The sequence below is a fragment of the Zhongshania aliphaticivorans genome (assembly GCF_001586255.1).
In the GTDB taxonomy this organism is placed as follows: domain Bacteria; phylum Pseudomonadota; class Gammaproteobacteria; order Pseudomonadales; family Spongiibacteraceae; genus Spongiibacter; species Spongiibacter aliphaticivorans.
Genome location: NZ_CP014544.1, coordinates 3998525 through 4024833 on the forward strand (window position 1 = coordinate 3998525; position 26309 = coordinate 4024833).

Consider the following 26309-nt stretch of genomic DNA (forward strand, 5'->3'; position numbering starts at 1 on the left):
AAGACAAAATCAATAATCAAAGCTCAATTTTAGCCCATACTCTAACGGTGGACCGAACCTTACCTTTGTTCCAACGTCTATAGTGCTACTATCACTAACATATGCTTCGTCGGTTATATTTTGGCCATACGCTGTGAGCCGAAGGCCCCACGGAATATAAAAGAATCCGATCCTAGCACTCACTATGCTATAAGCTTCTTGATAAGATGAATCTGAATTTTGCGGATGGAAGTACATCCCACTATTATAATATCCGTCTACCCCTATCTCTAACTCAGAATCCTGAAATTCTATAAGCTGAGAGAGTGATATGGCAGCTGTTTTCTTCGGAACTCTCGCAATCTGATTACCAGAAAAGTCGCCATCATTGTACGGAAAACCAGTTGTGTCATCAAAACCGGTCGCATTTGGGTAGTCTTCATAAAACGGCTCCAAATAAGTACCACTTACAGTCACTGCAAATCCAACATTATTAGAAAATGGAACTAAAACCGCATCAAATTCGAAACCTCGACTATTCGCAGTTGCTGCGTTCTCTGCCGAAAGTACTCCGCCTTGGAGAACAGATATAGAAAGCTCTTGGAGGTTTTCTATCGTCGTATCAAATACTGCAAAATTCAGCCTCATCCCACCATCAAAAAATTCGGTTTTCCCACCAAACTCTTTGGAGGTCACAACCTCTGGACGAACATACTGCGGAGGATTGTAAATACTTAGGACATTATAACTACCGCTTTTATAACCTCTGGTCCAGGTGGTATAAAACAGGAGATTATCAAGCGCTCTATATTCAAGTGATATTTTGGGTGCGAAGTTCGTTTCTTGCACATTCGGCTCATCATATTGAAAGATAATAGTTTCACCACCATCTGCATTTGGGGCTGACACATGTTGCTTAACCAGAATCCGCTCTTCTTCCTGATACCGGCCCCCGACAGTAACGCTTAACCCATCAGTAATATCGAAAGACCCTTGCGCAAAAATTGAGTTAGACGTTGTGTCCATCACTCCAAACAGATTTAGTTTTAGCCCAGGGCCGGCCAACAAGGGCACACCCCCAAGCTGCGGCGCCGCCGCCAAAGCAATATTTAAAGTTTCCTGCGACACCAACCCTAATAGCGCCCCGCCAGGTCGCTCCCCGCCCGCACCGGCAGCTGTGAGTATAAAGGGGTCGTACCCCGAATGCTGTTTAAGAAAGTAAAGACCAGCCACCCAAGACATCCAACTTGGAGTGCTTTCATTTGATAAAAATTGTAACTCCAACGTTTCAAGCTGATTCGGCAAATTAAACGTTGTAAACGAAAGTGCATCTACATTTCCCCCATCAAAATCCCATACGATCTCGTCCGTCTGCACATCTTGATCCCCGTAGATCATCTTGAGGTCAAACAATGGGAGCTCTGCAAATAGATCTAAATATTTAGTCGTTACACTACTTAACGCGCGAGGTGGCGAGCTTACATTTGTTTCATAGTCATCTGCTGGCTGGGCACCCGCGGCAGTCCCGATAGCTGATGGACTGTTGTTTGCTTCCAACATCGCCATACCCGAACCGAAATCTATTTTATATCCAGCCACATTCATCTCGAACCAATCACTTGGCGACCATCTAAAGCGCAACCGCGCACCTTCTGTCGATTCTCCCTGAAGGCCATCGCGTTCATTACCTTCATTATCTACCAACGTGTAATATGAATCGGCGACGGACTTTACCCCCGAAACGCTTCCAGAGATCGTATCAGTTATCGGACCCGCCACATAAAATTTATATTTTTCACTGTCATAATTCGCTATGTCAGCAGACAGATTGGCCTCGAGCTCATCGCCAGGAGTCTTTGAAGTAATACTAATAGCTCCCCCAGTCGAATTTCGCCCAAACAATGTTCCTTGTGGGCCCTTTAACACCTCAACTCGCTCTATACCAGCTAGATCAGTAACCGCACCCTGCTGCATTGGCACGTAAATCCCGTCGACATATGTTGCCACTGAAGGATCAAAAGAGGATATAAAGGCCGAAGACCCGATTCCGCGCAAATAAATCAAGGTAAAGCCGGCGGTACTCGTCATTGTCAAACTCGGTGTTACAAGTTGCAGGTCTATTGTTGTCTCCACGCCCTGAGCTTCCAGCCTATCTCCTGAAAAAGCGGATATAGCGATTGCTACATCCTGCTGATTTTCTTCTCTTTTTTGCGCTGTTACCATAACCTCTTCGATCAGCCTGCTCGACGACCTTTTCTTTTCCCCATCTGCTACCTGAGAAAATGAACTCGCGGAATAGACTATAGTAGCTGCTACAGCGATACCTGGAATTAGTTTGCTGGACTTACTTATTATATTATTAACTTTCGTCACAAAAATTTCCCTCTGAAAACAAAATATGAAATTACGAATCCGGCACTAATAATCGGACTTATAACCATCCTGCCAGCTTGTTATCATTTTCCCCCACAGCGCGCTCATCCTCGCTAGCATATTCGTCATCCCATTTCTGCAAAGATGGTCGAATGATATATTTTTCCCACAACGGAGGAACTAACCCTAAAAAGAAGCATATAAATATACTAGGCATTCTTATACTCCCCTCATCCGGTACCAATTTGTAATACTCCTTGTAGGAATCAAGATGATGCTCTGCGTGATTAGTTATCTCAAAAGTATAAACGCGAGAAAACCATTTATGGTGGTTCCAGAGGTGGCGTCGCTGAATCGGCTTCCCGGAAATCCGAACTACCCCATAATGCTGAAAATAGTTGAATGCCTCTACTAAAAATCTAGCAATCAATTGCGCGCATAACGCGACACCCAAGGCAAACACCCCACCAATAAAGTAGATAACGAGATGAAATAATATCAGTGCAGCTACTGATCTATATAGCCTATTCCCAATACTCCACCGTGATCGACCGGCCGCCTCATTTGCTTGGCACTCCATACGAATTGAATGCTGAACAGACTTAAACATCGCATCCAAAGCGAAGAAATAAAGTGTTTCGCCCCTCCTCGAGGTATCGCCATCTTCGTATGTAGCCACGTCTATATGATGACCAACTACATGCGCTATATCCCTCATTGGATCAAAATAACCGACCTGGCAGTATCTACCAAGAGTTCTCGAGAAGGCGCCCCTTCGGTGAAATAGCTCATGGCAAGCAGGGAGCAAGGGAGCGGTATTGAGCCATGCAAGTGTCAACATTGCACCCAGCACAACCAGCGGACCGTCACCCAAACTAACGTGATAAGCAAAAACAATGTATAACCCAACCGGGCCTAACGCGGACAACCATAACGGCAACAAAGCACCGATACCGTCCTTCATATTCCTTACACTTAGGTCATGGCTAGCAATTGAATCCATTACAGCCAGCAAAGGTAGCGTTGCAAAACCTGACCACACCCACACCCCGCCAGCAATCATACCCAAATAACCAACGACCACCGCCAATACTGGAACCCAATACTTTATATAATCCACTTTAACTCACCATTATTATTTAAACAGTACATAAATACGGTAAAGCTAGTAAACTACGCTAACACTCCTGTGTCAACCATTTTGCAGTCAAAACAGCAATCCTCATACAACTTTATAAAAAAATTAATAATTACAATAAGTTGTGTATTATTTTAATTTTAAAATTCTATTTAGAAACCATATTTATACAAAATATTTTACAGTATGAAGAATATGGATTATGTTATATCCCAGATTAAGAACAAACCTATTAGCCAATACACGACCCGTGAATAACAGGGCGGCATATATATTAGATACCGGCCCCTAGATAGCCAAGAATAATTACCCACAAACTTATACGTTTTTACCTAGGAGATTATCATGCTAAAACCATCCCCCCTAAAAGCCTTAGCAGCCGTAGTACGAGAAGTAGGCGGAGATTTTGTATTAGAGGAAATTGAACTTGACGCCCCACGCGAATACGAAGTAAGAGTTAAATTGGTAGGTTGCGGTATATGCCATACCGATATAGCAGTTCAAAAAGGTTTCGCCTCCCCACTTCCGATCGTTCTTGGCCACGAAGGCTCCGGTATTGTTGAATCCGTAGGCGACAAAGTAACAAAAGTTAAACCTGGAGATAGCGTCGTACTTAGTTACGACTATTGCGCTTCCTGCCCGAACTGCAGAATAAACGCACCAGCCTATTGCTATAACTTTTTTGCCCACAATTTCGGCGGATCGAGACCCGACGATCAAAGTGTGCCAGCACACGATCTCAAAAATTCCATTTATTCCAACTTTTTCGGTCAATCCTCCTTCGCTCAATACGCTATAGCGCACGAAAGAAACACCGTCCCCGTCTCATCGTCCTTACCGCTAGAACTTCTTGGACCTTTAGGATGCGGCATACAGACAGGAGTGGGCACAGTACTAAACTCCATGAAAATTCGCCCAAACGAATCTCTAATTATCTTTGGTGGAGGCGCGGTTGGATTAAGCGCATTACTCGGCGCAAAAACTGTAGATGGAACTGTCGTGACGGTAGTAGAGCCCAATCCCGCCCGACGCCTGCTAGCAACGGAACTCGGAGCCACGAATGTCGTTGATCCTGCTACAGTAACAAATATGCTAGAGTATATTCAGCAGCTCCATCAAGGCGGGGTGCAGCACGCAATTGATACGACAGGCATACCCAGCCTCATCGGCACCGGCGTAGATTCATTAATGCCAAACGGAACCCTGTACATGATTGGCGTCCCTCCAGCTGATGCTACGCTACCCTCAAATCTATTGAGCATGCTTCTTCGGGGCGTTGGAATCAAAGCCGTACTCGAAGGAGACGCAGTGTCTAACGACTTCATCCCAGAACTGATTAAGCTTTATGAGGATGGGAAACTACCATTTGAAAAACTAATCAAAAAATATAAATTTTCCGATATAAATCAAGCTATCAAAGACTCTTTAAGTGGCGCCACAGTAAAGCCTATTTTGATATTTTGATATTTAAAAGGAATATTTAATTTCATGAAAATCTTTAAATCACTTTTTAAAAAGAAAATAAGAACTGTATTTCTAGAAGGAAAACAGTTGGACTTCCCTGTTGAGCCAGGGAGCACTATTTTGGAGTCCGCACTACGAAACGGAATCAACTTCCCACACAATTGCACCGTAGGAACCTGCGGATCGTGTAAATGCCGTCTTTTAGAAGGCAAAATTTCAGCACATTCCGAGTTCGGCTACACCCTTTCAAGCCAAGAGGTATCTTCCGGCTATATCCTGGCTTGCCAGTCAACCCCTCGACAAGAAAAAACAATTATATCTGTTGAGCTTGACGAGACCACCCCCTCAAATCTTAGTAGCTTTACCGGCCGAATCATCGAAAACAAACTACTTACACATGACATAGCTAAGGTCACCATCAAACTAAGCCAGCCACTTAAATTCATTGCCGGCCAATACGCAAATATTAAAGCTCAAAGTCTTGCACGCGAAAGGAACTATTCATTTGCCAGCGCTCCAGAAGACGCTGGCGTTTCCGACGTTATTTTTTATATCAGAAAAGTAGACGGCGGCGGATTTACTGAACGTTTATTTTCTGGAAACATGCAAAACGAAATATTAGATTTAACCGGACCTCATGGAAACTTCCACCTAAGAGACAGTGTTTCTCCTATGCTGTGCATTGCTGGCGGTAGTGGTCTAGCGCCCATCTTCAGCATATTAAAAGATGCAATTAATAATAATGTAAATAGACCTTGCGCTCTTTTAGTCGGCGCTCGAACTCAAAAAGACTTATATGAACTAGATGTTATAAAGGAAATATCAGATAAATGGAACGGTGACTTTTTGTTCCTACCAGTCCTCTCACATGAACCTAAGGAAAGCACATGGGACGGGGCTCGCGGCCTCGTGACGGAATTCATACTAGATGCATTTCCGAATATTGAGACTGAAAATGCTGAAGCCTATATGTGCGGGCCACCAGGAATGATTGACGCAGGAATCGCCACACTGACAGAGAATGGTGTACAACTTAGCTCGATACATTACGACAAGTTTACAGACCAAAGCCATAGCGCGAAGATGTCGTAGCTATATCCACATAAACGTCGAGACTAACCGCTGCCACTCCGCCGACAGTGGCATCAACAGATTTAGTGTCTCGCTGCATTACCCTTTGCTAGTAAAATTTATCATAATTTTAAGTAATTATTGGCGATTACTCGATGCGAACAATATTAAACACAGGGCTTATTAACTTAGCGCTATAAAACTAACACCACCAAGAAGACGCGCATTATTTCCGATTTATTTTCTTTAAAAAATAAGATGCATTACAACTTTTGAGGTTTAAATTTAATGCAACATTGTATAGTTATCGGGGGCAGCCACGCAGCTGTTCAACTTGCCTTCTCACTTCGCCAAGAGGGATGGAACGGAAATATAACCATTATAAGTTCAGATGAAAATTTTCCATATCACCGACCTCCACTATCAAAGATAGTACTCAGCAGTGAATCTAGTGTGCCTAACATACCCATCCGCGCTACTGAATTTTACGAAAAAAACAATATCAACTTGCTTCTTGGAAAACAAGTTTTACGAATAGATCGCGAGAAAAGCAACGTCACCCTTAATAGCGGCGAGGAAATAAATTACACCAAGCTAGCGCTCACCACCGGAGCCTACGCCAGGAAAATATCAATTCCCGGTCACAACCTTAAAGGGGTATGCTATCTTCGAGATCTACGGGATGCACTCGAAATTCGAGAATCCATGGCCCCTAACAAATCTGCGGTGATTATCGGCGGAGGCTACATCGGATTAGAGGCTGCCGCATCAATGCGCAAGAGAGGAATGAATGTAACCATACTAGAAGCAATGCCTAGGGTTCTTGCCAGAATCACCTCCCCTGAAGTCTCTGCTTTTTACACTCGTATCCATGAAGAAGAAGGAGTCACTATCATCACTAATGCATCTGCGACCGCCATAGAAGGAGCAGACTGCGTGACGGGAGTGCGCCTCGATGACGGCCGCATATTTAAAGCTGATATTATCTTAATCGGAATAGGCGTACTTCCAGCTACGGAGCTAGCATGCGCTGCGGGGTTGGATATAAACGACGGCATTATGGTGGATGAATTCTGTCGCACGAATGACCATAATATAGTAGCTGCAGGTGACTGCGCTAATCAATTCCATCCTATATACGGGCATCGAGTGCGATTGGAGTCAATCCAAAACGCCAACGATCAGGCCAAAATTGCCGCTAAAACATTATGCGGTAAATTAGAAACTTATTCCGCCCTGCCTTGGTTTTGGTCAGATCAATACGATCTAAAACTACAAATTGCAGGGCTCGCCCAAGGTTTTGACAACGTAATTTTACGTGGGGACCCGAACACCGGCCGTTGTTTTATAGCATTTTATTTTAAAGGTTCCACCCTTCTATCTGCTGACTGCATTAATAGTCCCAAAGAATTCATGGCTATCAAACGCCTCCTTGTGGATAAAAAGACAGCTAATCCAACCATGCTTTCAGACCAGTCTATAAATTTAGTAGACTCGTTTATAGACTGAAGCAATGTCTGATTAGCAATTATTAATTTTTGTTTAATACTGATCCCGGATTTGTATTTGTAAATGATCAACGAGTGTAGTGCTTTCACTTTTCAATTAACTATTTACAGGCAGATATCTAGGATCAGTCTATTTTTAAAATATCTTCCCCAATGGTTCAAAATTCAATGCAATTCGACAAATGTTGATCCTGCGATTGGAGCTCCACATTGGCCGATAATAAATATTCCTACTGATAGCCGCCGGAAGAGTCAAGCACACTGAAATCCTGTATCGTTTCGATACTTTCCGAAAAAACTGAATGACTGAGTCTACCTGCACTCAAAAGAAGGCCTCTGCCAATCAGGTAACGCGGATTCAAATCCGAAGTGCATCAAAGTTTAAGCTGCTAACGCAGCCCTATGTTCATTCATTAATCCACCTGAATTTTTGAGTCCTGGGTTTTTTCTTGGACGAGAATTTAGTCTATTTACCGCGCGTTTCACTTCCGCTTAGCTCACTATCTTAAAATCTGTACTTTTCGGGAAATACTGCCGCAAAAGACCGTTGGTGTTCTCATTTAAGCCCCGCTCCCAAGAGCTATAAGGGAGCGCAAAGTAAAATCCGGTTGAGAGTGCCTTGCTGATTTGTTCATGGGACGCAAACTCTTCACCGTTGTCGGCCGTTATACTAAGCACTGAATCTTTACATAAGGCTTGAGCAGCTTAATTGTCGCCTTGGCAACTGCTTTAGCGCTCTTACTGTTAACCTGTGCAGACACCAATCCGCGATTTATCATCAACAATGCCTGGCCGATCCTCTATGCTCACGCGGTTCTTTATCTGACCCCGCGTCGATTTACCGTTACGGCGCTTGTCATACTTCTTGCCCTGTTGACGAAAATGCGTATAAATGTTGCCGCCTGCCTGCTTATTTGCCCATACATAAAGCTTAATATTTTCATGGCTAATCAAGCGATCTTGATCCGTCAGTAGCCAGCCGGATATCTGCTCTGGACTCCACTCTATGCGTAATTTCAATTCAATTGACGCTATCATTTCTGACATCATTCTCGTCGGCTTAACCGCCGCTTCGCGCCTCAGAACAGCTTTCCTGTGTGCTTGTTTATGACGATACCCTCTACCTCCGGTGTTTCTAGCCAGCTCCCGGTTTACCGTTGACTGGCTCACCTCAATAATATCGGCTATCTCACTTTGTGTGCATTTTCTTTTCTTTAGGGTTGCTATCTGGCATCGTTGGTCATAGGTAAGTTCCCATCATCACTTCATCTCTTGCCGGAGAAAAATGGGGAACTTACCTTCAGCTGGCCGCTTCTTCTACCTGATCAGATGATGCACTTCGAATTTGAATCCGCGTAATAAAAAGTGAGGAGATATCGGGTTTTACTCTCCTTAAAATGTATCGATTAGTGCGATATTAAGCACGAAGTACTATCTTCATTAATCCCGGAAATCGATTATCGGCGAATCAGTTCACTTAAGACATCCGCCACAAACCTACAACACTTTATATTCAATCGTAGCAATAAATTCTGACCAATTTCTTGTAAATCTCCACTTTTCCTCAAAAATTGCTGTATTTTTGGTACGTTCTATCGGACCCTAAAAATCCTTATTTAAATTAGAAGAAGGATTAGATTTATGTCAAACCGAGATCTCTTACTCACTGAAATATATTTTTTGATTAATCTCGATAAAGATTTTTCTGCCGATTTCGCGATAGTTAGAAAGTTTAAACTCATCATGGAAAAGAACTTAGAACCTCGCGCTCATGCATTGGCCGACTATGCATACAGTCTTAACGTGATTTCCGTTAAAACGGCAATTTCCCTTTTGCTTACTGGTAATACAACTGTTGCCCCTCCCGACATCGTGACCAAAATCGCAAGAGAGATTTTCATGCAGCTAACGGACGACGAAAAAGGATACATATTGTCTTTTCGCGCTAACATATAAACTCGATCACCAGCAACAAAAAACAGCACTTTTCGGAAGTTAGACTTTCATGATCTGACTTTCTTTCGAAAAGTCCAATTTTCGATATATTTCTTCCGTTTCTTGTCTTTAACTATAAGTAACTTGCTGATAGAGGGCTCTTAGCCATGCCGGAAGAAAAAATTTTCCACATAACAGACTTGATGAAAATTCTGGGCGTTTCTCGAACAACGATCTGGCGTTTTGAACGTGACGGTGACATTCCACCGTCAAGGTATTTTGCCCGAGGTAAGATTAAGGGGTGGACTCGTGACGACCTAAATAAAATACTAGAAAGCAGTAAGAGTGAGGCTAACGGTGGATAATTCTCTCCATATTTTTGTTATTGCTGCGGTGATGCATGCCGGCGGACTCATGCTCTTCTTTGAACATTGGCGCTTATGGATTCTGTCTAATGTTGGAATTGTAGGCACCTGCTTTTACGTGTCCAGTCAAAATAATTCCGCAATCCGCATTTTTGAAGATTTAGATCTTGCACATCTCGCTTTATTCGGCTCTATCTGCGTCCTAGGGCTTACTTACTTCTTGGTACAGCAAATCTCTGATGGAACGAACGTAATCCGAGGAACCAAGCTGAAATCAAAGTCTGAAATAAATAAAATTTCCACGATCAAATCCCGTGACTTCATTTCCCTAAGCGGAGCCAAAATTCCACTAACCAAAAACGAGGGAATGATGTTTTGTGTGGCCGGAGAAACTGGTTCGGGAAAAACGCAGGCTATCCTATCAATCATGAAGCAGCTCATCGAAAAAGGTGACAGATTGGTTGTCTTCGATCCGTCCGGCGACCTGATGAAGTACCTGTACTCAAATAATGACATTATTTTATCCACGGAGGATGAGAGATCAGTAAATTGGTCCCCATTTGCGGAAATTCGCATGCCAAGTGACTGTTTGACGATCTCGGAAGGACTAATCTCAAACCAAACTGGCGAAGCTGCATCATGGTATGAAAACGCGCAGCAATACACGTCGGATTTGATGGCAACGTGCCTCAAAAACGGCCAAACATCTAATGCTGATCTGATTGAACTACTAAGTAAAACTCCGAACGCGACCCTCCGGGAGCTACTCGCGGATACGCCCTCCTCCCGATTCACCGACTCCGGTGCTGACAGGCAGCTGGCATCCATCCAAGGAATTGCATCTTCGAATCTACGATGTCTTCGCGAACTCAATCCAATGACAAATGACAGCGGTTTTTCACTGAAAGCTTATTGTGAAGGTCATAGCAGTTGCCAAAATCTCTGGCTGCCCTACTCGGATATATCAGCGTCGTTGACAAGCCCGCTACGCCGCTGCTGGGCACGGATCATTATTAGAACCCTGATGTCTGCCAAAGATCCATCCCAAGGTAGAAATAAGCGAACGTGGCTGATAGTTGACGAAATTGCTAGTAATAGTGCTCTCGACGACCTGAACCTGGCCGCGTCCCGAGGACGAAAATATGGCCTCGGAGTTATCGCGGGCATGCAAAGTGCCTCGCAACTGAATGAGATCTTTGGCGCAGACGGCGCACGCTCATTACTCTCTAACTTTTCAAATTCTCTAATCCTCAGGTCTCCCGAAAGCGAAACAGCCAAACTACTCGCAGCTACAATCGGACAGCAGGAGATTTCCAGAACGGTACATCGCGGAGAAAGCCGGTATGAGCAGACCCGAGAACTCCGTGATGTCTCTCTTCCTGCTGAGATCATGAGCTTGCCAGACCGAACCGGTTATCTGAAGGTTGGCGCTGCTGGCTGGACGAAAATCGTTGTCCCCATCATTGCCAAGAATTTAAAAGTCAGAACCCGGTTTCAATACAGGACAACAACTTCTCTACCGAACAAGAATGACGGATCTCTAAACAGGGAACCTGATCCAACAAATTCAATAAACTTAGATGAAATCTAGGAGACGCAATATGTCCAGCAAAAAACTATTTTTCAGTGCCGAGTCACAAATCAAAAAGCGGAAAGCTTTTATGTTATCTCAAGCACTGATTCGTGATATTTCCCACGTAGAACAATCCGCAGAAAAGTACGGCGTCAGTTTCCGACTGAATGAGCTAGTTGAAGAAGCCATCGAGCGACTGGTCAAGCAAGCAAATGCAGAGCTCAGAGATATTAAGGCATCACATACGAATCATACAACACGGCCAACTAATGAGTGAGCGGCAAAGTCCTGCGTTCCCCAGCGTTGCTGGGACCCCGTTTTTACTTGCTTTGGGAGGCGGTAATCCCGCCTACAAAAGCAGGACACCTCATGCACCTGAGGTGCCGAGCTATAATATTCGAAATATCAGACAGTTATAGGAATATGGGATGATTCAGCAACATGACTCATATATGAGTTATTTCGCGAAATCGGTGACTCTAAGGCAACTCAAAAGTGACTCGCTATGAAATCAGGAAAGTTAAAGCGTTTGCAAATGTACTGTCATCAAGCGCTTCATAATGACATTCAGAAATTTGCAAAAGATCGCGATATCTCCAAGAGTGCAGCCATAAAACTATTAGTTGAAAGGTCATTGAATACACAGAATACCGCACCAACAGAAAGCCTTGATCATATTCATTCAAGCCTTGATGCACTGCTGCATTGCGCATCATTCACGCGCGTTTTAATAACCGAAATTGTCAATAATGATGGACTCCATCTGGATCAAGCCGATGTCAGGGAGCGAGTTAATAAATTGATTGAACGATACGTTTCTACCTAGTGCTATGACGTGCAACCCCACCGCGATCCGAAGTGCACCTTACGCCGCGCGCTATTTGTTGAATCAGGATCACGCCAATTACTACCTGGAAGATGAGTCCTGCCATTCTTTCTGGGCCGGTGATGGAGCTAGGCGTCTCGGCATAGAAGGGTCAGCTGTCGAAGTTGACCGCCTTATTCGTTACCTTCACGGTAATATTGCCGGCGAAGAGCTCGGGCGGTTTCGGGCCGGCAAACGTGAACACAAAGCCGGAATAGATTTCACAACATCCCCTCCAAAGTCGGTAAGTCTGGTAGCATTAGTGGGCAGAGATGAGCGCGCTCTAACGGCTGACCAGGAATCCATTAAGGAGATGATCAGCTTTATCACCAAAATGGCGGCTTACACCCGAAGTCACAAGCGCTTTCCAGATGGCACAGAGTCATTCGACAACATTCCTGCTGACAATCTATTGTGCGCCGTATTCCGCCACGAGACGAGCCGCTCTCTTGATCCACTTCAGCATCACCACGTGGTTATTCTAAATGCATCTCAAACCGCAGAAGGCAACTGGCGCAGCATCCAGACCAGGCCTTTCTTCGACATACAGAAAGCGGCTGGTTTGTTTTATCGTCAAACTTTAGCGTCAAAACTCAGAGTCCTCGGCTATGAGATTAGCAAGGGGAGAGATGGAAACTTCGAGATTGCGGGATTTTCGAATGAACAATTACGCGTCTTCAGCCAACGCTCTAATGAAATCGAAAAGACATTATCAGAGCAGGGATTAACCAGAGAAAAAGCGTCGCCGGCCCTGAAAGAAAAAGTTTCCCACGATACGCGATCACCGAAAGCGAAAACATCAGACAGGGATGAGCTCGTCAAGGAATGGCAACTCAGATCGCGCGAATTTGGTTGTGATATTGACCAAATAGTAGGCCAGTCAAGGCAGAAGTCACAGTCAAAAAGCTGGCAGCGGCAAGACAGAATAGACCAAACCGAAACTATCTACGATCTAATCCGTAATACAATTTTATCCATCTCGGAAAGGGACAGTGTTTTCTCAAAGAACCGCTTACGAGATGAACTGAATTTTCAAGCTGTCGGCTATGGTATCTCGACTGAACAGGTATGCAAAGGTATTGAGTGGGCCGAACGCGAGTCATTACTCGTTGGAGGATATCGATGCGCGGAGTACAGGCGCTCCTCAAAGTCATGGCAGCAAGTTGAAGCATTTACCACTCCCGAGACGATCAAGCTAGAAGAAGGCATGATCAGGACCGCCAGATGCATGCGCCTCAATGCCACCCCAGTGTTGACGATAAGAAATGCCGAAGCGTGGTTGGCACAAGCTGAACGCAAAAACTTGAGTGATGGATTCGACGGCTGGACCGCGGACCAGAAGACAGCAGTAAGAGGTTTGCTCACCACGAAAGATCAGCTAGTTGCTGTTCAAGGATACGCAGGCACGGCAAAAACCAGTACCGCACTGAGATTGGTAGCCGACGTCTATAAACATCAGGGCTACCTTGTCAGAGGGATGGCACCATCAGTCTCGGCTTGTACGTCATTATCTGAAGGCGCCGAGCTTAAAAATGTTGTTACCGTAGCCAGCCACCTTATAAAGACCGACCATAATAACAGCTTAGCAAAGCCCGAGGTCTGGTTAGTTGATGAGGCTTCCCTCATCTCAACTCGGGATATGGCCAAACTCATCGGCAAAGCACACAGATGTAAGGCAAGGCTGGTACTTGTAGGTGATATGTATCAGCTAGGCTCCGTTGACGCCGGTGCAGCATTCAGACAAATCCAGGAATCTGGAATAACGACACTAAAGCTTGAGGAAATCGTCCGACAAAAAGATATCTCCTTACTTGACGCCGTAAACCATTCAGTTAAAGGTCAAGCCGTCGAAGCTCTGAATATGTTGAGTAAAGGTAATAGCCAGATCATCGAGATCTCTGGTGGCGTAAAGATGCGCCATAAAGCCCTGGCAGAGCGCTATCTAGCCCTCCCTATTGATGAAAGACAAAAAACATTGATCATAGAACCCAGTCGGAACGGCCGACAGCATCTTACCAGCGCAATCAGGGCGGGGCTAAAGGAGCTCGGTGACCTGTCAAAACAAGAAAGTAATGCAACCTCCTTCAGCCGCATCGATATGACCACGACCTCTGCTAAAGATATTCTCAATTATTCTGTGGGAGATACCGTCAAATTCTGCCGGGGCTATAAGCGTAAAGGCATAGAAAAAAATTCCTATTGGACGATTCAGACACTTAATCCTGAATTAAATGTCGCTACATTAACAGGCGAAAACGGGGAGAAGGTTATGTGGAACCCCGCGTCGTGGGGAGGACGATCACAGGTATATTCCTCACTTGAGGCCGGTCTATCTCGTGGGGACCGGATCATCTGGACCACCAATAACCGAGAAAGCGGTCTCAGCAACGGTACGAGAGCGGAAGTTATATCAATCAATGACGGCACTCGAACTGCTATGATCCGACTGGAGAGCGGCCGCGAGCTATCGTTGCACCTTAATTCCGCACGCTGCTATCATTGGACCCATGACTATGTTTCTACCGTCCACGCCGCGCAGGGAAAAACATGCGAACGTGTTTTTTACCATGCGGAAAGCTACCGAACCAACCTGTCCAGCCAAAAAGCCTTATATGTCTCACTCAGTAGGGCGCGTCAGGAGGCTGTTCTAGTAACAGATAGCCGACAGTTGCTGGAGCAGCAGCTCCAGGCGCATAGCGGTGAAAAACAGAATGCCAGTCAGCATATCGATCAGCACGCGCTGGACTACAGTCACTGAGAGTTCGTTATCGTTCTTACCTGCTGCTAGAGGGGAACACGTCAGTATCAGTTGTACGCCGGAGGATTCCAACTGGAAATACCGCTATTTTTAGGAAGCGTATAATAAAACCTACCTATCTGCCCCCTGCTAATGTCAGCACGGTATTCAGCTCGCAGGGTATGACCGTCAATTGCGACACCTTCGTGTTTTACAACTAGGGGATGTATCGTGCTACAGGGATTACAGGACAGATACAAGGTACTAGCCAATTAGTATTGGCCAGCACCTTCGGAGCTGTAATCACAGCACACTGAACTAGATCACAAAAACACCTAAAATACTGATTTATTTGCATATTTACTAATTTTTGAGATTAATAAGATCTATAGCCGTCCTACGATTAAGATGGAAAAGAACTCGCCATGCCCAACCAGTTTTTCGCACTCAGCGTCTGAATAGCGAGGGAAATTTGTCGTTGAGTGAACTGCTTTTTTCTGTCGTTCCAAGAATGAATTTTCTGTACAACATCAGCTGGCCCTTGAGCATGTTCTTTCTCTAATACCCAATGTACAGAAGCAAGTAACTCTAGGCCAAAAGGTGACTCAAAGCCCTCAACGAGCTCTACTACCTTTTCAAACCGCGCTAGGCTATCTGGGTGTTGCTTTAAAAACGCTGCGGCTTCATCTACCGCACCGGGGACAAGCTTCAACTCCTTACCCGGTGCATCACCTCCATCGGCATAACCCGATACAAAATGCCCTTCAATAGCATTAAGAACATGCCTTAAATTTTGGGCATAAGGGCCATAGGAGGCTTTTTGATAGTCGAGTCGTAAAGGCTCACCACTTGACTGCATAAAATAAAGCAATTTGTGCACTTCTAATAACGTCACTGTTGGGTCAAGTAATCCACATAAATAACGCTGCATCAACTCAATGAGCACCGCGCGGCCTGCGGTCATTTTCGGCACTTTACGGTTTTGCGCCATCTTATCGTTCTCTGGCGCACCATTTGGCTCATAAACCAAGATCTCGACATCACCTAAATCGCTTAATGTGGCTTCAATCACTTGGCGTACATCACCCCAATCTAAGCCGCCCAAACCGCTACCCAGTGGCGGAATAGCAATAGACTTTATGCCTAGCTCCTTAATATCGCGCGATAAAGCATTAAGCCCTAGCTCCACGTCTTCTATTTTACTGGCACCCCGCCAATGACGCTTGGTGGGGAAGTTAATAATGTATTTAGGATTCGCCAGTTGACCGGTTTCAACGATAAACATGCTACCCGGCTTTACTTCATTTTGCTTACAGGCAGCAGCGTAGTCCTTAAAGTTATCAGGCCATGCTTTTTTGAATTGTAGTGCTATTCCCCGGCCCATCACACCTACACAGTTCACGGTATTCACTATCGCCTCTGCATCAGCGCGTAAAATGTCACCTGATGTAAATTTAATCATTGGCGGCTCCCCATATATACCTAAAACCTTCTCTTCTACTCATCGGCTTCACTAATAGTACCATTCTGGCTTAATCGTCACAGCAGGCTTGTGTGGCGTCGTATACAGCGCATTCATCACTTGTTGGTAAATAGGCTGCGAACGAACCCCTATAGCTTCGACAAGGTGCCAAGGGAAGCCCTGCTCCAGCAAGAATTCAGCCTGCTTTCCGTCCTTACATCCCTGCCACTGCCTAGTTTGAATCGCAGGCCAATCTAACTCGTTCAAATTAGCCAAATCATTTCGATCCTCAAAGAAACGCGAACCGGCATTGGATAAGGTAAACGCCCAGCGCAGCTGCTGCTGATTTGCCCACGCAACAACAGCATTGAGGTCTGCCTGTAAATGCACAATAGGACCTTGCCCGCCTTTATAAGCCAGATCAGGGCTGTTCGCCTGACTAATTATATACAACATAATAGAACGCGGGCAGAAATAGAACGGCACGCACTGACCAACATACAAATCGGGATGAGTAGTTAGTGTTAACTCCTGCAACCGGCGCTGCTTTATATGGCTCATGCCAATCATGCTACCTGCCACAGCTTGAACTGCAATTTGCGCATCACTGAGCAAACCTCCCGTCGCGATAATCGACGCTAGGCGATCAACATGCGCTATGTGATATAGCTTTGGGTTAGCAGGACTAGGCATTTAATCTTTCACCGTCACTTGGCCATTCATTAGCATAGGGAGGAGCCAATCTCGGAGTTTTTCTAACTCCACATTTTCTTGATCAAAATTCTTAATTTGCGTTAATTGTGGTAATACGCTTTCATCAAAGCGCTGCTGAAGATTAAAATCAGGTATTACGACTTTTATAGTTCTAAGAACATCTTGTCGAATACCAAATACCGTGCTTCCGCTCAAGCTTCCCAATATTTGAGAGTAGCCATGTCCTTTTGATAGCTCATAATATAGATAACTGGGCACTAACAATCTCTGATTAGCTCGAATAGCGAACAATCTTTGACTCATGCAATAATCAGTCTTTCCGTGGATAAAGTAAAACTCCCCAGCTGGAGCCTCTGAAGTCATCAAGATGTCACCATCTTTCAATTTTGCCGACATCCATTTATCAAACAAAGCTCTGTCTACCTTGTTTGCTTTTTCAAGATTACGGAGTTTCCCGCCTTTTACCAACTTAGCCGATAGAGCTATAACTCCATTTTCACTATCAGTCCAATTACCACCTAATTTTTTTGGTGTCTTCCCTCGATGATCAAGAATTGTCTCCACACACTGGTTTAATTCTTCAACACCCCAGCCCTACGGAATGTGTCGCTTAAGCGCCTCATCATAAACCATCTTTCCGCCTGAAGATTTATAGGGCAAACCATTGGCGTCGGGAAAGTCAAACTGCACAAACCAATAGTCGTAAATGAGCTTGACCAAGAATTCGAGCTGAGCGTTGATTTGGTTATTAAGCTCGATTTTTTTATCGATCGACATCAGAAACGAAGATATAGCCTCTTGCTATCCAAAGCATCTAAATCAACCTTTTGGGCAGTTTCTTTATAAAGCAATGTTACTGTATTGCGGCTGAGCCCAGTTTCACTGACGACATCAGCAATACGCATTTTGCGTTCGCCCATTAGACGAGCCAAATGGCAGCGAATCATTCGATTCCCCACGAATTCTAAAAGGAAGTTATAGATAACTGAAAACTACCATTTTTAGAGATCAATTAATATTTTTCCAGTTAAAATCACATATTCTAAGTTCAATATGACTTCTGGATGCAGCTACATTAAAAGTCGGACATAATGCCTGTCATTATTAGCGACTCTTCTGCGAGCCGATTTAACACTGCTCCCGTGACAGGAATGCGTGATATGAACAGCCCAACCTTAAACGGTGACAGAAATGGTGACATAACCAGAGAAATGCCACTTAAAAATATCATACCTTATTGTTTTTTATGGAATTATAGAAATATACCTATAAACAGATCCAGAATATTGAGTAGGTTTTTACCGTTGAGGACGGCTGGTATTTTATACACCTAAGCAATTTTATTTCTGTCACTAGCAATAAAATTCCAGAAACCGTTAAACACACTTTTCAGCAGGTAAAAGTGTGAACGAGAGTTAGATTAAACCTGCCTAATTCATGAAGCTCTAAGGTAAGGAACTAACCCATATCAAATGGTTTTTTGGGTGTGCCATCATGAAGTAACTCAGATACGATGGCATTCACCTCTCCCTGAACATACGTCCAATATTCTGGGCTATCTAGGGTTCTCTCTTTAATTTGCTTAGGAATAAAGCGGCTTATTTCCATATTAAAGTCATTTCGCACTTCCTCTTCCGTCATTAGCTTGGCTAAGGCAGTAGACAGCGCCTGTCGAAAGTCATCTGTTTGCTTGTGTCTGGCGGTGAGTTTCTTGTCAACCAATACTTTGGATAAATCAATCCCGCGCTGCTTAATCCAAACAATATCCCAGATATCACGAGGCTTGATACGTCTTGCCCGATACGCTAACGCAATAAGCTTATCGGCCAGTGTTTCTTGTAATGACTGCACCGGAACCAAGATCCCTTCAGTCGGCACAACAATGTCGTAATGATTGATTAACGGACGCTTTTCGATATCGAATGAGGGTATTGCACAGACGTCAATATGCATTTTTTGTCGTGGTAAATCAGGACGATTAGGCTCTTTCACGATACTAATCTTCCACGAAACAGTATCTCCTTGCTGCTCGCTAGAGGGCTTGTTTACCCAAACTTCGGTTTCATACTTATTTTGAATATAGGTCTGGATCTCGGACTCCAACCCTTCAAACTCGGATGGCTTGAAGTCATAGCCGCCGTTGAAATCAAGATCCTCTGACAACCTACTACTGTTGTAACACATGCGTAATGAGGTGCCGCCAATAAAGGTTAATCGCTGCATAACGCCTTGCTTGATCAGCACGTCCATAATGTCGTGATGCAAGATCTCTTTTTCTATCACGGGCGTTACTGCTGCAAAGTCAGGGTTTGACTGTACGATTTGGCGAATTTGTTGCTTCAGCATACTTAACTCTCCAGCATATGTAGATTGCGTCGGCAGTGCTTTAGATCTGCAATTGCTTGTTCTTTATGCGCGCGATACATTTTGATGGCAGGGTCATAGTACAAATTAGGTGCGATTTGTTCGACTGGCTTCTTAGTGTGGGTAAATTCGATCACACCATAGGGTGTATCAAAACAACCACTTCGGCCTTTAGTGACTACAGTGACTCTGCCTATCACAATTTGTGAAAGATCGCCGGTATGGCTTAGCTGACTTTCTAAGCTGATGTAGCTCAACACGCCACTACGCAACTTTTTGATGATTTTATAAATGGCCGTCTCTGGCTCTGGCGGTGTAATCATACTTTCATAAAAGCCTTTCACCACTCGCCTTAGCAAGCCCTTCTTTACGCTATCTGCGAGGAACTTTCTAAAAGCTGGGCCACAAGGCACACCCAGCATAAAAGCAAGCTCTGTTGCACTGTGAATGCCACCACCAGCATTCACCGCTTTGGCTAACGCGCTTAATAGCTCCTCAGATTTCGTCATAGGTCTACACTAGATCACCAAAAAGGTAATTTAGTGTAGACCAGATGTTGCGCTCACGCAAACCGGAGGTATGCACATTGTTACAATATAGCTCACTTAGCGCATACCTATTGAGACAGGGCAATCTTCGTTCTCGAACCTTATATGTTGCCCAGCTAGAGACACCATAGTATCCATATTGCGCTATTTTTTAAGCCTGACAGCAGCGTAAAAACCGCACGGTTTTCCCGTTACTCACCACCAAGATTCAGTAAAAACCAAAGGCAAGTGCTGGACAAATAGGCATCTTTGAACGGTCTCTTTTAGGCAAATTATTGAGTTTCATCGGGCTTTGACCGCTACTCAATGGGCAGATTCAGAATATTGAATACTGTTCGCTGCGCCTCAATTTCATAGAACGACCCACCCTTCCGTGACGCTTTGCTAAACTGGTCGTATAATCTAAACGCTATCTATCGCGCTGCCATCCGCCGCGAGCACTACAATCAGAGGACGACCCCGTCGCTATGCACAGTCAAGGCACGCTCTATACCATTTCAGCACCCTCGGGAGCCGGCAAAACCAGCTTAGTCGCAGAGTTACTCAAGCGCACGCCCCAACTCAGTGTGTCGGTATCTCACACCACGCGGCCGATGCGGCCCGGTGAGGAGGATGGCGTGAACTATCACTTTATCAGCCACGAGGTGTTCCAACAGATGCTGGGAGAGACCGCTTTTTTGGAGCATGCCCAGGTTTTTGATAATTTTTACGGCACGTCTCAAAAGTGGGTAGAGTCTGAACTCGCCCGTGGCGAAGATGTGATTCTGGAAATTGACTGGCAGGGCGCCCAGCAAGTGCGCCGCTTAATGCCCGAAACCATCGCGATTTTTATTCTGCCGCCCTCTCGGGAGGCCTTAAATCAACGCCTTACTGGTCGCGGTCAGGATGACGACAGTGTCATTCAGCGCCGCATGGACGCTGCCGTGGCGGAAATGTCTCACTATGTTGAAGGCGATTATGTGGTCATAAATGATGACTTCAACACCGCACTGGCCGACTTAGAGGCCATAATTCGCGCCCGTCGTTTGCAATTAGACAAACAACAGGACCGCCATGCCACACTGCTTAGTGCGCTACTGTCATAAGTGTCAACTTTTTGTTAGACTGCCAAGTAATTAACAGCGCGCAATTTGTGCGCTGATTTTGTTTAGTCTGCAGGAAACACATCATGGCCCGAATTACTGTTGAAGACTGCCTACAAGCCGTCGATAATCGCTTTGAATTAGTTATGGTCGCCAGCAAACGCGCCCATGCTCTGGCAACCGGCGGCAAAACTGCCTTAGTTGCAGAAGAGGGCGATAAGCCAACGGTTATTGCACTGCGTGAGCTGGCCGAAGGCAAGATCACCCGCGAGCAAGTCATGGCTGCCAATAAGCACGACGACGAGCCAGAAATCGATCTGGGCGCTGAATTGGGCGCCGCTTCACTGTAATTCGCGTCTGAAAGGGGCGTCGATGCATCAATACAGTTTTTTCAATCCGAGCAGCGGCGTTAAAGAGCCAGCCGGATCAATCGACGCCCTTGCAATCTCCCTTGCTGAATACCTGACGCCCGATCAGGTCAATCAGGTTCGACGCGCGTACTACTACGCAGAACAAGCCCACGAAGGTCAAAACCGTCGCAGTGGTGAGCCATACGTAACCCACCCCTTAGCAGTTGCCAGTATTCTTGCAGAAATGCACATGGACGTTCAAAGCCTCATGGCGGCGATGCTCCATGACGTCATTGAAGACACCCATGTCACCAAACAGGGTTTAAGCGATCAATTTGGCGATGTCGTCGCCGAGCTAGTAGACGGGGTTTCGAAGCTAACCCGTATCGAGTTTCAATCTAAAGCCGAGCAACAAGCCGAGAACTTCCAGAAAATGGCCTTGGCCATGGCCAAGGATATTCGCGTTATCTTGGTTAAACTCGCCGACCGCCTACACAATATGCGCACCCTCGGGGCCATGCCCCAAGATAAGCGCCGCCGTATCGCCAGAGAAACGCTGGAGATTTACGCGCCCATTGCCCAACGCTTGGGCATGCACAATATTCGGGTTGAATTCGAAGACCTGGGCTTTATGTCCATGCACCCCATGCGGGCCCGACGCATTCGCAAGGCCATTACAACGCGCTTTGGCGACCGAAAAAAAACCATCACCAGCATTAAAGAAAGCATCGAGAACTGCCTTACCGAAGAAGGTCACAGCGCCAATGTCATCGGCCGCGAAAAGCACCTATTCAGTATTTACAGCAAAATGCGCAATAAGCGTAAGTCGCTAAAAGAGATTATGGATCTCTATGCCTTTCGCATAGTCGTAGACTCTGTCGACAGCTGCTACCGAGTATTAGGCTGCGTACATAGCTTGTACAAGCCGGTGCCAGGCCAATTTAAAGACTATATTGCCATTCCCAAGGCCAATGGCTACCAGTCTCTGCACACGGTGTTATTTGGTCTGGAAGGCGTGCCGATTGAAATTCAGATCCGCACCCACGAAATGGAAGAAATGGCCAATAACGGCATCGCCGCCCATTGGCTGTACAAAAGCAGCGACCAAGAGCCCAAGCGCAATTCCAGCCATGCCCGCGCTCGGCAATGGGTGCAAGGTCTTTTAGAAATGCAGGAGCGCGCTGGCGACTCCTTAGAATTTATCGAGAATGTAAAAATTGACCTTTTCCCCGACGAGGTCTATGTCTTTACCCCGCGCGGCGACATTATGGAGTTGCCCGCCGGCGCCACTGCCGTGGACTTTGCCTACGCGGTTCACAGCGACATCGGCAATAGCTGCGTGGCCTGTCGAATCAACCGCCGCTTAGCGCCACTGTCAGAAACCCTGCAAAGCGGTCAGACAGTAGAAGTGATTACCACCCCCGGCGCCCAGCCCAATCCGGCATGGCTGCATTTTGTGGTCACAGCCAAGGCCCGTACGGGTATTCGTCACCACCTGAAATACCAGCGCAAAAACGAAGCCTTAACCTTGGGCAAGCGTATGCTCGAACGCGCACTGGCCAGCATGAACGAGAACATTGCCGACTTCGAAGACAAATACCTTCAGCAACTGGTCGACACTACCCACGCCAAAACGCCGGACAATGTCTATGAACAAATTGGCATGGGTAACCGAGTTGCCTATTTAACCGCCCGCCAATTATTAAATTTACGCGACAATATTGCCGACGGCGACGCCCTGCGGCCACCGCCAACCCGCCACTCCATGGTCATCCATGGCACCGAAGGGTTTTTGGTTAATTTTGCGCGCTGCTGCTACCCCATACCCGGCGACCACATTATTGGCATCGTCAGTTCCGAAAAAGGGGTGGTAGTACACTGCGAAAACTGCCACAACAGTATTGAACTTAGCAGCCAGCCCGACCGAGTAGTACCCCTGAGCTGGGCCGAGAATATTGACCGCGACTTCTCGGTAGAAATGAAAATTGAATTAACCAAACAGCGCGGCATTATTGCTGTGTTAGCAACCCGCGTAAATGGCGCTGACGGCAGCATAGAAAAAATCAGCGTAGAAGACGAAAATGCCAAAATTAGCACCATTCACCTTATTGTTGGCGTCCGTTCGCGAGTGCATTTAGCCAATATTATGCGCCGCATACGGAATATTCCCGCGGTGATAAAGGTGACTAGGGAAAGGCATTAAGGGAAAGTCGGACGTCTGGGGTCTGATGTCCGACGCATCCGCACGGTCTGGTTTTTCGTCAGACGCCCGACTCCCGACATCCGACTAAATAACTAGGAGCCACCATGAGCACTAAAGAATACATCAACACCCTCCACGCCCCAGAGGCTATTGGCACTTACTCGCAAGCGGTGAAGGTGGGCAATACGGTTTATTTGTCTGGCCAAATTCCCTTGGTCCCAGAAACCATGACCATGGTTGACGGTGGGATTCTTGAGCAGGCGACCCAGGTGTTTAAAAACCTGTCGGCCGTGGCCGATGCCAGCGGCGGCAGCTTAAATAACGCGGTGAAGGTAAATATTTCCTTAACTGATCTAAGCGTGTTTGCTCAGGTTAACGAGGTAATGGCTAAGTTTTTTACCGAACCTTACCCCGCCCGCGCCTGCGTTCAAGTTGCCGCGCTACCCCGTGGCGCCATGATTGAAGTTGAAGTCATACTCGCGCTTTAATTACAGCGTCAATCTTTAGCGGTACTCGCGCGCCACGCGCGTAGTACCGGTTCAAAACCCTCGCGAAAAGTCGGGTATTTCAATGTATAGCCGCTTTCTCGCAGACGGCGATTCACACAGCGTTTGCTCCCTGTGCGCGCAATCGGCTCGCCCTTGCTCGCGTAAGTCACGCCTAACTGCGCAGCCAACCAGGACTGTACATCTTGAATACTCGCAGCCTCATCATCCACGCCAACATAACAGTTTTTGAGTTTGCCACCCGCCTCGGTTTTATCTATTAAATGGGCGATAAAGCCAACGCAATCATCGCGGTGAATGCGATTGGTATAGTGCAGCGGCGCTGCCGGCGCGCAGTCGCCATCCAAAACCTTATTCAGCATAAAAAATCGGCCAGTGCCGTAAATGCCGCCAAAGCGAATATTACTGTGGGGCCAAGCAGTAGCGGCTATTGCCTGCTCAGCGTTTAAGAGACTTTGACCAGAAAATCGGTCGGGGGCCGTTTCGCTAGTTTCATCGATTATGTCGTGATTGGCCTGCGCGTACACGCCGGTACTGGAGACAAAAAATATGTGCTTGGGTGGCACCGCGATCGCAGCCAAAACATTGGCCAAACCCCGCTCAAATACGGCTTGATAGGCTTCGGCCTTATTTCCGCCAGGCGTTAAGGTCACCACCACATAGTCTGCCCGCAGCGAGCCAAGAGCTGCCACACTCGCAGGATCGCAAACATCCGCCGCAAATGCCGTAATCCCCGGCGCCAATTTGGCAGTATTACGACGTAAACCTTGCACCTCCCACCCCTGGGGTAAATACAACTCTGCCAAACCATTGCCAATATCACCACAACCCACAATGAGCAGCTTTTTTTGTTCCCTTTTGCCATCAACAGCCATCGCCAGCGTAAACTCCAATAAATAAAACGACAATTCGCCCAGTGCCAGCAGTCTTCGCTATACTGGCTCTCATCTTTTTTCTGCTAGGTGTTAGCGGCAATTACGAGCGCCGCTGCAGAGCTTAGCACTTTGCACCCGAGGACGACCATGGCAAGCCTTCCCATCATGCGACGTATCGTTACCGTTAACAGCGAAGATCACCACCTGAGCTTCGCCAATGAGGCGATGCCAGAGCCCGCCGCCACGGAAGTTTTGATTCGCGTTATTGGCTCCGGCGTCAATCGTCCCGACTTAATGCAGCGCTATGGTCTCTATCCACCACCAGCAGACGCCAGCCCTGTACTGGGTTTAGAGGTATCGGGTGAAATTGTCGCCGTCGGCAGCGACGTCAGCCGCTGGGCCGTGGGCGATATGGTGTGCGCGCTGTGTAATGGTGGCGGCTACGCCGATTATACCGTAGCCCCCGCCAGCCAATGCCTCGCTGTTCCCAATGGCATGTCGGTACTCGATGCGGCGGCGCTACCAGAAACCTTATTCACGGTTTGGCACAATGTTTTTCAGCGCGCAAAACTTAAAGCGGGCGAACACTTTCTGGTTCATGGCGGCAGTAGCGGCATTGGCACAACTGCCATTCGTCTCGCCACCGCGATGGGCGCCAAGGTTTATACCACCGCCGGTAGCGAAGCAAAATGTGCGGCCTGTGAAGATCTCGGCGCGTTCAAGGCAGTCAATTACAAAACCGAAGCCTTTGAAACCGTACTGGCCGAGGCGTCTGGCGGCCACGGCATGGATGTAATTCTAGATATGGTAGGCGGCGACTATGTGCAAAAAGATATTAAGCTCGCCGCCGCCGACGGCCGCATCGTTTTTATTGCCTTTCAAGCGGGCTTTACCGCCGAATTGAATTTTTTACCGGTACTAATGAAACGCCTGACCTTAACCGCCTCAACCCTGCGCGCCCAAAGTGCTGAACAAAAAGCGCAAATAGCCGCCGAACTAGAAGAGCAGGTTATGCCGCTGTACGGCAACGGCACAATAAACCCGGTGATTGATCAGGTCTTTCCATTTGCCGATATCGCCGCCGCCCATGCCCGCATGGAAAGTGGCGCCCATATCGGCAAAATTTTACTACGGCTAGCGGAGTAAACTCGGCTTTTCCGTTAAAGTATAAATTGCCTTTTCAGCGCGGCAGGGTAG

23 protein-coding genes and 1 pseudogene are annotated in these 26309 nt (G+C 46.4%); 13 read left to right on the forward strand and 11 right to left on the reverse strand.

Annotation, left to right across the window (positions count from 1 at the left end; translation table 11 throughout):
• Positions 1-9 precede the first annotated feature (9 nt).
• Both AZF00_RS17865 and AZF00_RS17870 read right to left on the reverse strand, forming a co-directional pair.
• Positions 10-2352 carry a TonB-dependent receptor gene (locus AZF00_RS17865; protein ID WP_062384537.1) on the reverse strand — a complete coding sequence of 781 codons (2343 nt, stop codon included), beginning with the start codon at positions 2350-2352 and terminating at the stop codon, positions 10-12.
• A 58-nt stretch (positions 2353-2410) separates the two neighbouring features.
• On the reverse strand, positions 2411-3472 hold the full coding sequence (locus AZF00_RS17870; protein ID WP_062384540.1) for an alkane 1-monooxygenase: 1062 nt from the start codon (positions 3470-3472) through the stop codon (positions 2411-2413).
• Positions 3473-3835: 363 nt separating this feature from the next.
• On the opposite strand from AZF00_RS17870, the gene AZF00_RS19220 reads away from it, so the two are divergent.
• The 3 genes from AZF00_RS19220 (at position 3836) to AZF00_RS17890 (ending at position 7534) form a co-directional block, all read left to right on the forward strand.
• Complete coding sequence (locus AZF00_RS19220) at positions 3836-4954, forward strand: NAD(P)-dependent alcohol dehydrogenase (protein ID WP_082793692.1); 1119 nt, start codon at positions 3836-3838, stop codon at positions 4952-4954.
• 24 nt (positions 4955-4978) lie between these two features.
• Positions 4979-6046, forward strand: coding sequence for a 2Fe-2S iron-sulfur cluster-binding protein (locus tag AZF00_RS17885; protein WP_008252808.1), 1068 nt, complete (start codon positions 4979-4981; stop codon positions 6044-6046).
• A 267-nt stretch (positions 6047-6313) separates the two neighbouring features.
• Positions 6314-7534, forward strand: a complete 1221-nt coding sequence (locus tag AZF00_RS17890) for an NAD(P)/FAD-dependent oxidoreductase (protein WP_008252809.1) — start codon at positions 6314-6316, stop codon at positions 7532-7534.
• 491 nt (positions 7535-8025) lie between these two features.
• Here the strand turns inward: AZF00_RS17890 and AZF00_RS19675 are convergent.
• Positions 8026-8760: pseudogene (locus tag AZF00_RS19675) on the reverse strand (IS30 family transposase).
• A gap of 414 nt (positions 8761-9174) precedes the next feature.
• On the opposite strand from AZF00_RS19675, the gene AZF00_RS17900 reads away from it, so the two are divergent.
• From AZF00_RS17900 to mobF, 5 genes are all read left to right on the forward strand, one after another.
• Positions 9175-9489: a hypothetical protein gene (locus tag AZF00_RS17900; RefSeq protein WP_008252813.1), complete on the forward strand. Its 315-nt coding sequence runs from the start codon at positions 9175-9177 to the stop codon at positions 9487-9489.
• Positions 9490-9825: 336 nt separating this feature from the next.
• The gene (locus AZF00_RS17910; RefSeq protein ID WP_008252817.1) at positions 9826-11424 is read left to right on the forward strand and encodes a type IV secretion system DNA-binding domain-containing protein; all 1599 of its coding nucleotides are present in this window, start codon (positions 9826-9828) and stop codon (positions 11422-11424) included.
• 10 nt (positions 11425-11434) lie between these two features.
• Positions 11435-11683, forward strand: coding sequence for a hypothetical protein (locus AZF00_RS17915; RefSeq protein ID WP_008252819.1), 249 nt, complete (start codon positions 11435-11437; stop codon positions 11681-11683).
• A 228-nt stretch (positions 11684-11911) separates the two neighbouring features.
• Positions 11912-12232 carry a hypothetical protein gene (locus AZF00_RS17920; protein WP_008252829.1) on the forward strand — a complete coding sequence of 107 codons (321 nt, stop codon included), beginning with the start codon at positions 11912-11914 and terminating at the stop codon, positions 12230-12232.
• Positions 12233-12236: 4 nt separating this feature from the next.
• Entirely contained in the window at positions 12237-15029 is a 2793-nt protein-coding gene (gene mobF / locus AZF00_RS17925; protein ID WP_008252830.1) for a MobF family relaxase, read from the forward strand.
• A gap of 382 nt (positions 15030-15411) precedes the next feature.
• On the opposite strand, the gene darG is transcribed toward mobF, so the two are convergent.
• The 7 genes from darG to abiEi all read right to left on the reverse strand — a co-directional run bounded on the left by darG (position 15412) and on the right by abiEi (position 20057).
• Positions 15412-16470: a type II toxin-antitoxin system antitoxin DNA ADP-ribosyl glycohydrolase DarG gene (darG, locus tag AZF00_RS17930; protein ID WP_008252831.1), complete on the reverse strand. Its 1059-nt coding sequence runs from the start codon at positions 16468-16470 to the stop codon at positions 15412-15414.
• A 51-nt stretch (positions 16471-16521) separates the two neighbouring features.
• Positions 16522-17163: a type II toxin-antitoxin system toxin DNA ADP-ribosyl transferase DarT gene (darT, locus tag AZF00_RS17935; protein ID WP_008252832.1), complete on the reverse strand. Its 642-nt coding sequence runs from the start codon at positions 17161-17163 to the stop codon at positions 16522-16524.
• Positions 17164-17748, reverse strand: a complete 585-nt coding sequence (locus AZF00_RS17940; protein ID WP_008252833.1) for a restriction endonuclease subunit S — start codon at positions 17746-17748, stop codon at positions 17164-17166.
• Positions 17749-17778: 30 nt separating this feature from the next.
• A complete protein-coding gene (locus AZF00_RS17945) occupies positions 17779-17961 on the reverse strand; it encodes a hypothetical protein (protein ID WP_008252834.1) in 183 nt (60 codons plus the stop codon).
• On the reverse strand, positions 17961-18104 hold the full coding sequence (locus AZF00_RS17950; protein WP_471633756.1) for a helix-turn-helix domain-containing protein: 144 nt from the start codon (positions 18102-18104) through the stop codon (positions 17961-17963). Before AZF00_RS17950 ends, AZF00_RS17945 begins: the two co-directional genes overlap by 1 nt.
• 538 nt (positions 18105-18642) lie before the next feature.
• Positions 18643-19530 carry a nucleotidyl transferase AbiEii/AbiGii toxin family protein gene (locus AZF00_RS17955; protein ID WP_062384550.1) on the reverse strand — a complete coding sequence of 296 codons (888 nt, stop codon included), beginning with the start codon at positions 19528-19530 and terminating at the stop codon, positions 18643-18645.
• Positions 19531-19532: 2 nt separating this feature from the next.
• Entirely contained in the window at positions 19533-20057 is a 525-nt protein-coding gene (abiEi, locus tag AZF00_RS17960) for a type IV toxin-antitoxin system AbiEi family antitoxin (protein ID WP_062384553.1), read from the reverse strand.
• A 506-nt stretch (positions 20058-20563) separates the two neighbouring features.
• Between abiEi and gmk the strand changes: the two genes are divergently transcribed.
• The 4 genes from gmk (at position 20564) to AZF00_RS17980 (ending at position 24219) form a co-directional block, all read left to right on the forward strand.
• Positions 20564-21181, forward strand: a complete 618-nt coding sequence (gmk, locus tag AZF00_RS17965) for a guanylate kinase (RefSeq protein WP_062384556.1) — start codon at positions 20564-20566, stop codon at positions 21179-21181.
• Positions 21182-21264: 83 nt separating this feature from the next.
• Positions 21265-21528, forward strand: a complete 264-nt coding sequence (gene rpoZ, locus AZF00_RS17970) for a DNA-directed RNA polymerase subunit omega (RefSeq protein WP_008252847.1) — start codon at positions 21265-21267, stop codon at positions 21526-21528.
• A 22-nt stretch (positions 21529-21550) separates the two neighbouring features.
• Positions 21551-23731, forward strand: coding sequence for a RelA/SpoT family protein (locus AZF00_RS17975; RefSeq protein ID WP_062384559.1), 2181 nt, complete (start codon positions 21551-21553; stop codon positions 23729-23731).
• A gap of 104 nt (positions 23732-23835) precedes the next feature.
• A complete protein-coding gene (locus AZF00_RS17980) occupies positions 23836-24219 on the forward strand; it encodes a RidA family protein (RefSeq protein WP_062384562.1) in 384 nt (127 codons plus the stop codon).
• A gap of 8 nt (positions 24220-24227) precedes the next feature.
• Here the strand turns inward: AZF00_RS17980 and AZF00_RS17985 are convergent, their stop codons facing one another.
• Positions 24228-25145: a sugar nucleotide-binding protein gene (locus AZF00_RS17985; protein WP_156474878.1), complete on the reverse strand. Its 918-nt coding sequence runs from the start codon at positions 25143-25145 to the stop codon at positions 24228-24230.
• Between the two features lie 114 nt (positions 25146-25259).
• On the opposite strand from AZF00_RS17985, the gene AZF00_RS17990 reads away from it, so the two are divergent.
• On the forward strand, positions 25260-26258 hold the full coding sequence (locus AZF00_RS17990; RefSeq protein WP_082793693.1) for an NAD(P)H-quinone oxidoreductase: 999 nt from the start codon (positions 25260-25262) through the stop codon (positions 26256-26258).
• Positions 26259-26309 lie beyond the last annotated feature (51 nt).